This is a genomic window from Streptosporangium sp. NBC_01639 (genome assembly GCF_045209755.1).
Taxonomy (GTDB): domain Bacteria; phylum Actinomycetota; class Actinomycetes; order Streptosporangiales; family Streptosporangiaceae; genus Streptosporangium.
The window spans coordinates 6,030,082-6,042,556 of the sequence record NZ_CP109272.1; the positions used below are offsets into that span (position 1 = coordinate 6,030,082).

General features: G+C 72.7%; 11 protein-coding genes. 10 read left to right on the top strand and 1 reads right to left on the bottom strand.

Annotated elements, in window-relative coordinates:
* The first annotated feature begins 15 nt into the window (after positions 1–15).
* The gene (locus tag OHA77_RS27590) at positions 16–1,125 is read left to right on the top strand and encodes a glycosyltransferase family 4 protein (protein ID WP_406312347.1); all 1,110 of its coding nucleotides are present in this window, start codon (positions 16–18) and stop codon (positions 1,123–1,125) included.
* Positions 1,126–1,172: 47 nt separating this feature from the next.
* On the top strand, positions 1,173–1,946 hold the full coding sequence (locus tag OHA77_RS27595) for an enoyl-CoA hydratase/isomerase family protein (RefSeq protein WP_406312348.1): 774 nt from the start codon (positions 1,173–1,175) through the stop codon (positions 1,944–1,946).
* On the opposite strand, the gene OHA77_RS27600 is transcribed toward OHA77_RS27595, so the two are convergent.
* Positions 1,933–2,130, bottom strand: a complete 198-nt coding sequence (locus tag OHA77_RS27600) for a hypothetical protein (protein ID WP_406312349.1) — start codon at positions 2,128–2,130, stop codon at positions 1,933–1,935. The two genes, OHA77_RS27595 and OHA77_RS27600, sit on opposite strands and share 14 nt — an antisense overlap.
* Before the next feature lie 104 nt (positions 2,131–2,234).
* Here OHA77_RS27600 and OHA77_RS27605 point away from each other — a divergent pair, with 104 nt between their 5' ends.
* From OHA77_RS27605 to OHA77_RS27640, 8 genes are all read left to right on the top strand, one after another.
* A complete protein-coding gene (locus tag OHA77_RS27605) occupies positions 2,235–2,660 on the top strand; it encodes a hypothetical protein (RefSeq protein ID WP_406312351.1) in 426 nt (141 codons plus the stop codon).
* Entirely contained in the window at positions 2,657–3,880 is a 1,224-nt protein-coding gene (locus OHA77_RS27610; RefSeq protein WP_406312352.1) for a DUF6395 domain-containing protein, read from the top strand. The genes OHA77_RS27605 and OHA77_RS27610 overlap by 4 nt, the downstream gene beginning before the upstream one ends.
* Positions 3,877–4,719, top strand: coding sequence for a M55 family metallopeptidase (locus tag OHA77_RS27615; protein WP_406312353.1), 843 nt, complete (start codon positions 3,877–3,879; stop codon positions 4,717–4,719). The genes OHA77_RS27610 and OHA77_RS27615 overlap by 4 nt, the downstream gene beginning before the upstream one ends.
* Before the next feature lie 6 nt (positions 4,720–4,725).
* Positions 4,726–6,285, top strand: coding sequence for a flavin monoamine oxidase family protein (locus OHA77_RS27620; protein ID WP_406312354.1), 1,560 nt, complete (start codon positions 4,726–4,728; stop codon positions 6,283–6,285).
* Positions 6,286–6,341: 56 nt separating this feature from the next.
* On the top strand, positions 6,342–6,863 hold the full coding sequence (locus OHA77_RS27625) for a YbaK/EbsC family protein (RefSeq protein WP_406312355.1): 522 nt from the start codon (positions 6,342–6,344) through the stop codon (positions 6,861–6,863).
* Between the two features lie 131 nt (positions 6,864–6,994).
* The gene (locus OHA77_RS27630) at positions 6,995–9,007 is read left to right on the top strand and encodes a protein kinase domain-containing protein (protein ID WP_406312356.1); all 2,013 of its coding nucleotides are present in this window, start codon (positions 6,995–6,997) and stop codon (positions 9,005–9,007) included.
* The gene (locus OHA77_RS27635; RefSeq protein WP_406312357.1) at positions 9,004–11,049 is read left to right on the top strand and encodes a protein kinase domain-containing protein; all 2,046 of its coding nucleotides are present in this window, start codon (positions 9,004–9,006) and stop codon (positions 11,047–11,049) included. The genes OHA77_RS27630 and OHA77_RS27635 overlap by 4 nt, the downstream gene beginning before the upstream one ends.
* Before the next feature lie 58 nt (positions 11,050–11,107).
* A complete protein-coding gene (locus tag OHA77_RS27640) occupies positions 11,108–12,439 on the top strand; it encodes a serine/threonine-protein kinase (RefSeq protein WP_406312358.1) in 1,332 nt (443 codons plus the stop codon).
* The last annotated feature ends 36 nt before the right edge of the window (positions 12,440–12,475 follow it).

Genomic DNA, 12,475 nt, shown 5'->3' on the forward strand with positions numbered 1-12,475 from the left:
GGAAGCGAGGTGGGCATGATCTCCACAACAGAACTTCAGGGGTGGCGCGGCGGCGGGATGCGCATCGTGATGATCGCGCCGCCCTGGTACGACGTGCCACCCCTGGGCTATGGCGGCATCGAGTCGATGCTGGCCGGACTCGTCGCCGGGCTCTCGCGGCGCGGGCACGACATCACCCTGATCGGGGCGGGCAAGCCGGGGACACCCGCGCGTTTCCTATGCACCTACGATCCGGCGCCCTCCGGGCGCATCGGCGAGGCGATGCCCGAGGTGCTGCACGCGGCCATGGCGCAGGACATCATCGCCGACCTCGACGCCGACATCGTGCACGACCACTCGCTGGCCGGACCGCTGACCGCGGCCACCCGGCGCGTGCCCACCCTGGTGACCTGCCACGGCGAGGTGGACGGTGAGCTCGGCGCGTACTACCGGGTCCTCTCCGAAACCGTGTCGATGGTCGCCATCTCCACGGCGCAGCGGCGGCTCGCCCCGAAGCTGAACTGGGCCGGAGTCGTCCACAACGCCGTCGAGACCCAGTCCTTCCCCTTCCGGGAGCACAAGGACGACTGGGTCCTGTGGCTGGGCCGGTTCAACGAGGACAAGGGCGCCCACCTGGCCATCGACGCCGCCCGGACGGCCGGGCGGCGGATCCTGCTCGCCGGGAAGCTCACCGAGCAGGTGGAGCACGACTACTTCGAGAAGTACGTCCGGCCCCGGCTCGGCGCCGACGCCGAGTACGTCGGCGAGGCTGACGCCGACCGCAAGCGCGAGCTGCTGGCGGCGGCCCGCTGCCTGGTCTTCCCGATCCTGTGGGAGGAGCCGTTCGGCATGGTGATGATCGAGGCCATGGCCTGCGGGACGCCCGTGGTCGCGCTCGGCCGGGGAGCCGTGCCCGAGGTGGTCGTGGACGGGATCACCGGTTTCGTCCGCGCCCGTGCCGACGAGCTCCCCGAGGCCATCGAGGGGGCGGACATGATCGACCCGCATGCGTGCCGGTCCCACGTCGCCCGCCGGTTCGGCATCGACGCGATGAGCGAGAAGTACGAGAGGATCTACTGCCGGCTGACCGGAGGGCTTGTCGAGCCTCCTGGGGAAACCAGGGATCTGGCACTGCCCGTCAACTGACGCGCGCCCTATGTTGGGGGGACGGCATTTTCGGCGGAGGGACGGTCATGGGCGAGTTCGTGCGGGTGGAGACGGCCAAGGGGATCGCGACGATCAGGCTGGACCGGCCCAAGATGAACGCGCTCAACCGTCAGGTGCAGGAGGAGATCGCGGAGTGCGCCCGGCAGGTGGACGCCGACACCGGCGTCCATGCCGTGGTCGTCTACGGCGGGGAGCGGGTCTTCGCGGCAGGGGCCGACATCAAGGAGATGGCCGGCATGTCCTATGCCGACATGTCGGTGCACTCCGGGGCGTTGCAGGACTGTTTCACCGCCGTCGCGCAAATCGGCAAGCCGGTCATCGCCGCTGTGACCGGTTACGCCCTGGGCGGCGGCTGCGAGCTCGCGCTCTGCGCCGACATCCGGATCGCCGGCGAGTCGGCCAAGTTCGGCCAGCCGGAGATCCTGCTCGGCATCATCCCCGGCGCGGGCGGCACCCAGCGGCTGCCCCGGCTGGTCGGCCCGGCCAGGGCCAAGGACCTCATCTTCACCGGCCGCCACGTCCCTGCCGCGGAGGCGCTGGAGATCGGGCTGGTCGACAGGGTCGTCCCCGACACCGACGTCTACGACGAGGCGCTCTCCTACGCCGCCAGGTTCGTCGGCGGTCCCGCGCTGGCCCTGCGCGCCGCCAAGCAGGCCGTCGACCGCGGCCTCGAGGTGGACCTGGCCACCGGCCTGGAGATCGAGCGGCTCCAGTTCGCGGCCCTGTTCGCCACCGACGACGCCGGGATCGGCATGCGCGCCTTCGCGGAGAAGGCTCAGGCCACGTTCACCGGCCGCTGAGCTCCGGCCCGGAGGTCGGTGTGCGGCCTTCGAGGGAGATCCGGTTCGGAGGCGGCGCCGGGGTCGGGTGCGCGGCCTTCGAGAGGGAGGCCCGGTCCATGTTCCACCGGCCGCTGAGCTGCGGTCCGGCGACGGTGCCGGGGCCGGTGGGCGCCTTCGCGGAGCGGGTCCGGGCCGCGTTCACCGGCCACCGATGCCGCTCTCTTGCGGCCGCTGGAATCAATCCGTGACAGGACCGTCCTGGTAGATCAAGCTTTGCCGGTATCGTGCCGGATTATGGTTCGGTTGGTGAAGCGTGCTCTGGTGCCCGCCCGGCTACGGCGGGCGGTGCGTGGGTGGTTCGACTCCCGGTACATCTCCCTCGCCGATCACCGGCAGGACATCAAGGATGCCCTCTGGGAGGTTCAGACACTGGGCCGGGAGGTGACCGCGCTCCGGGCCGAGGTCGACCGGCTCCGGGCGCAGGTGGCCAAGTCCGGCGTCGCCCAGGACCGGGCGGAGCGCTGGGACGACGCCCATCGGCTGGCCCGGGAGACGGCGACCGCGCTGGATGGGGTTCTCCAGAACGAGGTCATGCTCTGGCAGGCGGTGGACCGCCTCCCCGGAGGCGTGTCCTCCGCGAGCCCGTCCTCCGGCAGTCCGTCCTCCGGCAGTCCGTCCTCCGGGAGTCCGGCGTCGGTGAGCCTGGTGCGCTTCCCGGGGAGCGCCGGATGAGGGCCACCTGGACGGCCGACGGCGCCGTGTGGCATCTCGTCTTCCGGCTGGACCCGGAGGACGCCATCACCGGGTTCTGCGCCGACGGCCAGCCCCTGAAGCTGGCCACGAACTCCTTCCGGGTCGAGCTGCCGCGCGAGCCGCGCGCGGTCCACCCCGACCTGGCGGCGCTCGCCGCGTGGACCGTCGTCGCGCCGTGGACCCGGCGCGCGATCGCCTTCGACCGGCCGATCTCGCCGGAGCTCGCCGCGGCGATCCAGGCGGGCTGGGGGGTCGAGGCGGGACCGGTCGGCGAGGTCGTGCGCACCGGCAGCAGGCTGGCGATCTCCTACAGCGGCGGCGCCGACTCCGCGGCCGTGGCCGCGATGCTGCCCGACGCGCCGTTCGTGCACTTCCAACGGGTCTCCCACCCGCGGGTGCCGAACCGCTGGACCCACTACCGCGCCGACGTGCTGGCCTCGCTGGCCGAGAAGACCGGCCGCGAGCTGACCGTCGTCCGCTCCGACCTGGAGTTCACCCTCGCCGAGCCCCGGCCCGGCTACCCCGAGCACCACGCGGTGGCCGCCGGGGCGCTGCTGCTGGCCGACGAGCTCGACCTGGGCGGCCTCGCCTTCGGCTACGAGCTGGGCTCGCGCTGGCTGGGCGGCGACCGCTACCTGCTCCGCTACACCCCCGACAACCCGATGTGGTCCCCGGACGGCGCCTGGGGCCGGGCCTTCGCCGCGGCCGGCCTGCACATCGTGCTCCCCGTCGGCGGGGTCAGCGAGGCCGTCACCATGCGCCTCGCCCTGGAGTCGGACCTGCGCGAGCAGGTCCGCTGGTGCCTGCGCGGCGTGAACGGCCCCTGCGGCACCTGCGGGAAGTGCCTCTACAAGGAGCTCATCCAGGCCGCCGTCGAACGCCGCCCGCTGCGCACCACGGTCGCTCCGGGCCGGCCGGTCGCGCGAAAATGGCAGGAGCCCCCGCCGTACGGCGGCCAGGAGATGATCGAGTACGGCTGCGCACGGGTGCCCGGCATCGAGGACACGCTCTTCGGCAGAGCCGCGGCGTTCCTGGGCGCGACCGAGGCGTCGACGGCCTGGCTCGACCGCTGCTACCCGCCCGCGATCGAGGAGATCCCCGAGCCGTGGCGCAAGCAGGTCCGTGACTTCGTCGCAGAGAAGATCGGTTTCATGAGTGACGACGAGGCGCGCCGCGTCGAGACCTGGGGGATGTCGTGAAGGTTTACGTCTCGGTGGACATGGAGGGCGTCACGGGTCTGACCGACCCGGAGGAGATGCAGGCCGGAGGCCGAGGCTACGAGCGCGGCTGCGAGCTGATGACCGCCGACGCCAACGCCGTCATCCGGGGCGCCTTCGACGCCGGGGCCGAGGCCGTACGCGTCAACGACGCCCACGGATCGACCAAGAACCTCAGGATCGACCTGCTCGACGAGCGGGCCACGCTGATCCGGGGGCCGGGCAAGCCGCTGCGGATGGGACAGGGACTCGACCGGAGCCACCGGGCGGCCTGCTTCGCCGGATACCACGCGCGGGCCGGGGTCCCGGACGGCGTCCTCAACCACACCTGGATGGGCAAGGAGATCCAGAACGTCTACCTCAACGGCGAGGTCTGCGGCGAGACCCGCCTGGTGGCGTCGTTCGCCGGGTCGCTCGGCGTGCCGGTGGCCCTGGTGACCGGGGACGAGGCCGTCTGCGAGGAGGCCCGCGAACTGCTCGGCGACGTCGAGACCGTCGCGGTCAAGACGGGCGTCAACCGGTTCTCCGCCGAGCTCCTGCCGCCCGCCGTCGCCCAGGCCCGGATCTACCAGGCCACCGTCCGTGCGCTCAACCGGGTCGCCGACTTCCGCCTCTGCGCCCCCGAACCGCCGTTCACCCTCGGCGTCGAGTGGAACTCCACCGCGATCGCCGCCGGCTGCGCGCTCATTCCCGGCGTGCGGTCGGCCGGACCCCGCCACACCGAGTTCACCACCGACGACTTCGCCCAGATCATGGGTCTCATGGGCCTCTTCGCCACCATCGGCGGCCAGATCGCCTGCGGCAGCCACGGGTACGGCTGACGCGCGATGACCGACTCTGTGATGACACGCCGGGCACTGCTGATCGGCGTGGGCGCGGCGGGCGGCGCCGGGGCGATGTTCGCGGCCATGGGGGCGCTCGGCCTGGCCCCCGACTCCCAGGAGAAGGCCTTCGTCCCGCCGCGGCCCTCCGACTTCTCCCTGCACGGCAGGGGCGCGGCCAAGGTGGTGATCCTCGGGGCCGGGGTCGCCGGTCTGACCTGTGCCTACGAGCTGGGCAAGGCCGGATACGACTGCACCGTCCTGGAGGCGGCCGACCGGGTGGGCGGCAGGAACCTCACACTGCGCGCCGGGGACCGGCTGACCGAGACGGGCGGGGAGACCCAGACGGCGGAGTTCGAGGAGGGGACCTACTTCAACGCCGGACCGGGACGGATCGCGCAGTGGATGGTCACCCTGGACTACTGCCGCGAACTGGGCGTGCCCATCGAGGCGTTCGTCAACAACAACGCCTCGGCCTACCTCTACACGGCCGGTATGACCGCGCCCGCGCGGGCGCGGACGGCCCGCGCCGACGCCTACGGGTACATCGCGGAACTGCTGGCCAAGGCGGCCCACACCGGCGCGCTGAACCGGCGGCTGACCAAGGACGACCGCGACCGGCTCGCGGAGTTCCTGCGGAGCTTCGGCGACCTCGGACCCGACCTGACCTACCGGGGCTCCACCCGCCGGGGCTTCGAGACCTACCCGGGGGTCACCGGCGGGGTCTCCGCCGGCACGCCGCCCTCCCTGACCGACGTGCTCGCCGCCGGCACGGGCCGGGCGCTCACCATGGACTTCGGCTACGAGCAGGCCATGCCCATGTTCCAGCCGGTGGGCGGCATGGACGCGATCGTGACCGCGCTGGTGCGGGAGGTCGGCCGCGACCGGATCAAGACGGGCGCCCCGGTCACCGGCATCAAGGACCTGCCCGACGGCGTCGAGGTGACCCACCGGGGCGGCACGCTCCGCGCCGACTACTGCATCGCCACCCTCCCGCCCCATCTGCTCGCCCGTATCCCGCACAACCTGGGCACCCCGGTCACCGCCGCGCTCCGCACCCCCGTCCCGGTGGCCGCGGGCAAGATCGGCCTGGAGTACGGCAGGCGGTGGTGGGAGATCGACGACCGCATCTACGGCGGGATCACCGAGACCGACCTGGACATCACCCACATCTGGTACCCCTCCTACGGCTATCACGCGAGGAGCGGCCTGGTCGTCGGCTATTACAACACCGGGGACGGCGCCGTGCGGTACGGCGGGATGTCCCACCGCGACCGGCTGAACCGCGCGCTCACCCAGGGCAAGAAGATCCACGGTGAGAAATACCGCAGCGAGCTCCGCTCCAGCGTCTCGATGGCCTGGCACCGCCAGCCGCACATCGAGGGCGGCTGGGTCGCCTGGCCCTCCCACCAGGGCGCCTTCACCCTCCTGCAGCGCCCGGCGGGCCGGGTCCACTTCGCGGGCGACTGGCTCACCCACCTGATCGCATGGCAGGCCGGCGCCATGGAGTCGGCGAGGAAGGCCGTCACCGAACTCCACCGCCGGGTTGTCCGGACGCCGTCCTGAGTCGTCCGCGGGGGCCGTACAGTCTCTCAGGTACGGATGATCCGAGGGGGGCGACGATGGCGATCGGGACACTGGACTGGGTGGGGGCGGCCGGCCGGCCCGACCTGTTGGCGGAGCCGGTGGCACGGGCGGTCGCCGGGCTCGACGGGGTCGAGGTCGCGGAGATCGACCCGGCGCTGGCGGACACGGCGGCGTTCTGCGAGCGCTACGGCGTGGCGCCGGGGGAGTCGGCCAACTGCGTGATCGTGGCGGCCAAGCGGGCCGGGGAGGTCCGTTACGCGGCCTGCATGGTGCTCGCCACGACGAGGGCGGACGTCAACGGGGTGATCCGCCGGCACCTGGACGCGCGGAAGATCTCCTTCGCGCCGCAGCAGGAGGCGGTCGGCCTGACCGGGATGGAGTACGGCGGGATCACTCCGCTGGGACTGCCCGAGGGATGGCCGGTGCTCGTGGACGAGGCCGTGGCGGCCCATCCGGGGGTCGTGATCGGCAGTGGCGTCCGGCATTCCAAGCTGGCGGTCCCGGGTGCGGTGCTCGCCGGCCTGAAAACCGCCGAGGTGCTCCGGTTGGCCAACTGACGCCGAAAAGAGATTGAGTGTTGCCGGTGTTTGGGAAACCGTTGAGCTCTGGCACACGTTGTTCAGTTGAAGAATATGGCCTGATGGTTCATCTCATGGGCGGTGTTTAAGCCGGTATGGTTCTTCATGCCATGAATCAGGACGACCGACTGGGCCCCTACCGACTGCTCCGGCGGCTCGGTGAGGGCGGTATGGGTGTCGTCCACCTCGCGGTCGACCCACAGGGGCGGCAGGTGGCCGTGAAGGTCCTGCGCGCCGAGGTGGCCGGCGACGATGTCGCGCGCCGACGGCTCTCGCGCGAGGTGGAGACCATGCGGCGGGTCCGCAGCGAGCACATCGCCGAGGTGCTCGACGCCGATGTGACCGGTCTGCGGCCCTACATCGTGACCCGATACGTCCCCGGCCAGCCACTGGACGAGCTGATCAAGCAGGACGGCCCGATGGGGCTGTCCGGGCTGCTGAAGGTCGCGTACGGGGTGGCGACGGCGCTCGCCGCCGTGCACTCCGTCGGAGTGATCCACCGCGACCTCAAACCGGGCAACGTCCTCATCCTGGACGGCAAGCCCGTCCTCATCGACTTCGGCATCGCGCAGGCGGTGGACGCCACCCGGCTCACCCAGACCGGCATGTTCATCGGCACGCCCGGCTATCTCGCCCCCGAGATCATCGAGGGCCACGAGGCGGGCCCCGAGGTGGACGTGCACGCCTGGGCGGGCACGTTGATCTTCGCGGCCACCGGCCAGCCGCCCTTCGGCAAGGGCACGCTGGAAATGATCTTCTACAACATCACCGCGGGCAAGGCGGACGTGGACGCCGTCCCGCCGGAGCTCCGGCCGGTGCTGCGGGCCGCGCTGCAGCGCGACCCGGCCAAGCGGCCCAAGGCCACCGAGTTGGCCGCCCAGGTGGAGCGCCTGCTGCCCCGCCCGGGCCGTCCCCGGGTGTCCGACGAGACCGCCACGGTCGCGCACTTCGGCGATCCGGGCGACATGCCGACACCGGTGGCCTCCCGACCGGGCGGCCCGCCGCAGTCTTCGCCGTGGCCCCCGGCCCCGGCGGCACAGCCGCGCGAATACGTCTCACTGCTCGGCGAGCAGCCCCCCGACCCGTCGCCCACCCGCCGGGTGACGGCCGAGGAGCTGCGCCAGGCCGCGGCCCAGCAGGACCCGCGCGACCTGCCCACCGGCGTGCTCAGCCCGGAGGACATCCCCAGCCGGGGCCGTTTCTCCACCGGCGACCAGTTCAGGCCCTCCCCTCCCGCCAGACCGGAGGCCGCCCCTCCCGACCGGCGGGAGGCCGCCGCCCCGATGGCCGGCGACGACGTCCCCACCCAGCGGGTCCGCCCGCAGGACCTGCAGGACTACGTCCGCAACAACTTTCCCCAGCCCGGCCAGGCCCCGCCGCCGTACCCGCAGCAGCAGGCCCTGTTCGAGCAGACGCCACCCGTCCGGCCCGCGCCGCCGCCCTACCCGTACGCGCACCCGCAGCCGCCCCAGCCGCAGATGCCCGCGGCCCCGCACCTCGGTGTGCGGCCGGGGCACACGCTGCAGCGCTCCAGGGCGTACGGCGTCGCGAGCGCGATGATGCTGATCGTCATGACGGCCGCGGCCGTGATGATGCCGGTCGCCGTCGCCGTCGTGGCGATCCCGGTCGCGGTCCTGCTCCGCGCCGCCGACATCGCCCAGCCCAGGCTCAACACCCGCCGCCCGGCGGGTGCGGCCGCCGCGGACGTGCTCCGGGTGCTCAGCCAGCCGTCCGCGCTGCTGAAGTCGGTGGGCATCACCGTCGCGCTCGTGCCGTACGCGCTGATCCTCGGCCTGCCGGTGACACTGCTGCTCACCGTGGTCGTCGGGAGGATGCCCGCCGCGAACGCGCTGAGCTGGGGCGCGGCGGTCGCGCTCTGGACGGTCTGCGCGGGACCCGGCGTGGAGGGCCCCAGCCGCCAGATGCGACGTACGCTGGCATCATCGCTGCCTTCACGCAGCGCGGCCATGATCATGGTCTCGGTGCTGGGTGCGGTGGCCGTACTCATGATCTTTCTTGCGATCGGCACCGTGAGAGGCGGGGCACGGCAGGCGCTGTGGGCGCCGGTCGATGTCGGGACGGTGGTGACGGAACTGACGGATCTACGGAAGGCGGCGCGATGACGGGGGACACGCAGGCGCCTGAGCGGCTGGGACCGTACCGCCTGCTCAGAAAGATCGGCGAGGGCGGCATGGGGGTCGTCCACCTGGGGCTCGACGAGAACGGGCGGGAGGTGGCCGTCAAGGTCCTGCACCCGCACGTGGCCGCCGACCTGAAGGCCCGCGATCGGCTCACCCGTGAGGTGGAGACCATGCGGCGGGTGCGCAGCCCGCAGGTGGCCGAGGTCCTCGACGCCGAGCTGTCCGGCAAGCAGCCCTACGTGGTGACCCGCTTCGCCCCGGGCCGCACGCTGGAGGAGACGGTCCTCACCGACGGGCCGCTCTCGCCCGAAGAGGTGATCAACCTCGCCCGGGGCATGTGCGCGGCGCTCGTGGCGATCCACGCCGCCGACGTCATCCACCGTGACTTCAAGCCGTCCAACGTGATGATCGTCGACGGCGAGCCGCTGGTCATCGACTTCGGCATCGCGCACCTGGTCAACGCCACCCGGCTGACCCAGACCGGCATGTTCGTCGGCACACCCGGCTACCTCGCCCCGGAGATCATCCGGGACACCGAGATCACCCAGGCCGCCGACGTGCACGCGCTGGCCTCGACGGTCTTCTTCGGAGCGACCGGCAAGCCGCCGTTCGGCACGGGCAGCTTCGAGGTCGTCTGCTTCAACATCATGGAGGGGCGGGCCAACATCGACCTGGCGCCCGCCTGGCTGCGCGGCTGGCTGCGCCAGGCCCTGGCGGTGGACCCCGCCGCCCGGCCGAGCGCGCAGGCGCTGTACCGGATGGCGCGGGCCCTCGACCCCTCGGTGACGGTCTTCCAGGAGACGTCGGCCACCGCCGTCCCCGACAGCGGCACCAGGGTGCTCAACACCGAGGGCACGAAGGTGCTCGACACCGAGGGCGCCAAGCTCAACGCCGACGGCACCAGGGTGCTCGACATCGACGGCGCCAAGCTCAACGCCGACGGCACCAGGATCCTGGACGGGCAGACCCCGTCCACGCCGGCCGGGCAGCCCGCGCCGAGCGGCACCCGGGCGCTGCCGCAGGACGGAAGCTACTCCGACCTGCTGACCCCGGTGGAGTACGCCCGACCTGAGCGGCGGGAGCGGGAACGCAGGCCGCGTGCCGAGCCGGCCCGCTCCACGACCCCGCCGCCCTACGTCCCGGCCACCCCGCCCCCGCCCTATGTCCCGGCATCGCCCTCGGCGCGGCAGTCGAGGAGCGCACCGCCGCCGCCCTACGCCGACCAGCGGGTCGCCGGCTACCCGCCGCCCCCGCCGACCGGCCCGGCCCGGCCGTACGCCCCGCCGGCGACCCAGCCCCGGCCCCATACCCCGCCGGCCGTCCAGCCGCCGCAGGACCGTCCGCGCTACCGCACCGGCCACCCGCTGGCCGCGCTGCTGCTGCTGACGATCGTCGTCGCGCTGGCCTGCGTGCTGCCGGTCATGGTCAGCGCGTTCGCGCTGGTCGCGGTGGCCTGCCTGCGGGTCGGCGAATACCTCTTCGGGGATCTGGCCCAGCGCCGTTCGGTGCGGGGCAACAGCGCCACCGACCCGCTGCTGGCGGTGCTCGGCACCCCGTGGGCGCTCATCAAGGCGGTGCTCGCCACGCTGCTGACGGCCCCGCTGGCCGCGATGTTCGGCATGTGCGTGTGGGGTGTGCTGGCCTACGGCGTGAAGATGGACACCGACCCGGCCGCCGCCTACGCGGCGGGCGGGTTCGTGGCCGGGCTGTTCGTGCTGCCCGGCGGCGGAAAGCCGCGCAAGGCCGTCGCCCGCACGCTGACCGGCGTGATCCGCAGCCCCGGGGCGGCCATGGTGACCACGATCATCCTGGGCACGCTGGCGTTCTTCGCGGTGATGGCGACCCTGGGAGTGGAGGCGTCCTTCACCCCGTGGGACCAGCCGAGCGACGTGGTGAAGCAACTCACCAGACAGTGGCAGCTCCAGGTGGAGAACGGCAAGATGGGTGTCATCGACCTCGTCGGCGGTCTCGTCAAGGACCTGATGCGGAGCCTCGGCCTCGGGTTCCTCACCTTCGGACGGTGATCGTGCGAGATCGGCCCCTCTAGGGCACGATGGGGGGAGACACGCCGGAGGGAGTCGCATGGGAGCGCCGGACGGTGCACGCCTCGGCCCGTACCGCCTGCTGTCGACACTGGGCGCGGGCGGGTTCGGCGAGGTCCACCTGGCGCTGGACCCCGAGGGGCACACGGTGGCGGTCAAGATCCTGCACCCGCAGGTCGCGGCCGACGCGACGGCCCTCGCGCGGCTGGCCCGAGAGGTGGAGACCATGCGGCGGGTCGAGGGCCCGCACGTCGCCGAGGTCCTGGACGCCTCGCTGGAAGGCGATCGCCCCTACCTGGTCACCCGATACGTGCAGGGCCGTCCGCTCAGCGCGGTGGTCGCCGGTGACGGGCCGGTCGAGGGCGACGGTCTCGTACGGCTGGCGCGCGGCCTGGCCGAGGCGCTGGCCGCGGTGCACGCGGCCGGGGTCGTGCACCGCGACCTGAAGCCCGCCAACGTGATCCTGACCGACGGCGAGCCGGTCGTGATCGACTTCGGCATCGCCTGCGCGCTCGACTCCGTCTCGGTCACCGTGTCCGGTGTGATTCTCGGCACACCGGGCTACCTGGCGCCCGAGGTGATCGAGGGCACTGGTTCCGGGGCGGAGGCCGACCTCTTCTCGTTCGGCGCCACGCTGGCCTATGCGGCCACCGGCCGGCATCCGTTCGGCACGGGTCCGGCCTCGGCGGTGGGCTACCGCGTCGTCCATCAGGCCCCCGACCTGGAGGGGGTGCCCGGCTGGCTGGATCCGGTGCTCCAGGAGTGCCTGCGGCGGGATCCGGCCGACCGGCCCATCGCGGGCGAGCTGCTGGACCGTCTGGGTGCCGCGGGCCCGGCCGCCCACACGGTGATCCCGCGGCCCCGGCCCCGGCCCTCCCCGGTCGCCACCCGGGTCCATGAGGCCGTCGGAGGCCGGGAGCCCGCCGAGGTCCAGGACGTCGCCCTGCACGAGGCGGGAGGGGCGGGGAACGCCGTACAGGAGCTCACCACCCGTGAGTGGCGTCGCGGGCGGCGGCCGGTGTCCGGCAGGCTCTCGGCGGAGGAGCTCCGCGAGCGCCGCCGGGTGGTCCTGCACCGCCGCTGGGTCGTCGGCACCGGTCTGCTCGTCTCTCTGATGGCCGCCACGGCCAGGGAGCCGCTTCCCGAGGTGGCGCTGCTCCTGCTCACCGGCTACGGCCTGGTGACGCTCGTCGACGGGGCGATCGCCCTGTTCGCCCGGCGGAACCGTCCGCGCATGATCGTCGACCTGGGCAGCGCCGCCGGCGCCGTAGTGCTCTGGGCCGTCCTCGGTGCGTTCTTCAGCACCCTCACCCTCGCGCTGGCCCTCGGCACGGTGGTTTTCGTCCTGGTGGCGATCCTGATAGCCAGCTGAGATCCTCCGGTGTTCCCGACGGCTCGCCGGGGGGCG

What these genes read in the sequence shown, in the direction of transcription:
- OHA77_RS27630 (WP_406312356.1), top strand. Translation starts at nt 6,995, where the DNA reads ATGAATCAGGACGACCGACTGGGCCCCTACCGACTGCTCCGGCGGCTC.
- OHA77_RS27590 (WP_406312347.1), top strand. Translation starts at nt 16, where the DNA reads ATGATCTCCACAACAGAACTTCAGGGGTGGCGCGGCGGCGGGATGCGC.
- OHA77_RS27610 (WP_406312352.1), top strand. Translation starts at nt 2,657, where the DNA reads ATGAGGGCCACCTGGACGGCCGACGGCGCCGTGTGGCATCTCGTCTTC.
- OHA77_RS27620 (WP_406312354.1), top strand. Translation starts at nt 4,726, where the DNA reads ATGACCGACTCTGTGATGACACGCCGGGCACTGCTGATCGGCGTGGGC.
- OHA77_RS27640 (WP_406312358.1), top strand. Translation starts at nt 11,108, where the DNA reads ATGGGAGCGCCGGACGGTGCACGCCTCGGCCCGTACCGCCTGCTGTCG.
- OHA77_RS27625 (WP_406312355.1), top strand. Translation starts at nt 6,342, where the DNA reads ATGGCGATCGGGACACTGGACTGGGTGGGGGCGGCCGGCCGGCCCGAC.
- OHA77_RS27635 (WP_406312357.1), top strand. Translation starts at nt 9,004, where the DNA reads ATGACGGGGGACACGCAGGCGCCTGAGCGGCTGGGACCGTACCGCCTG.
- OHA77_RS27595 (WP_406312348.1), top strand. Translation starts at nt 1,173, where the DNA reads ATGGGCGAGTTCGTGCGGGTGGAGACGGCCAAGGGGATCGCGACGATC.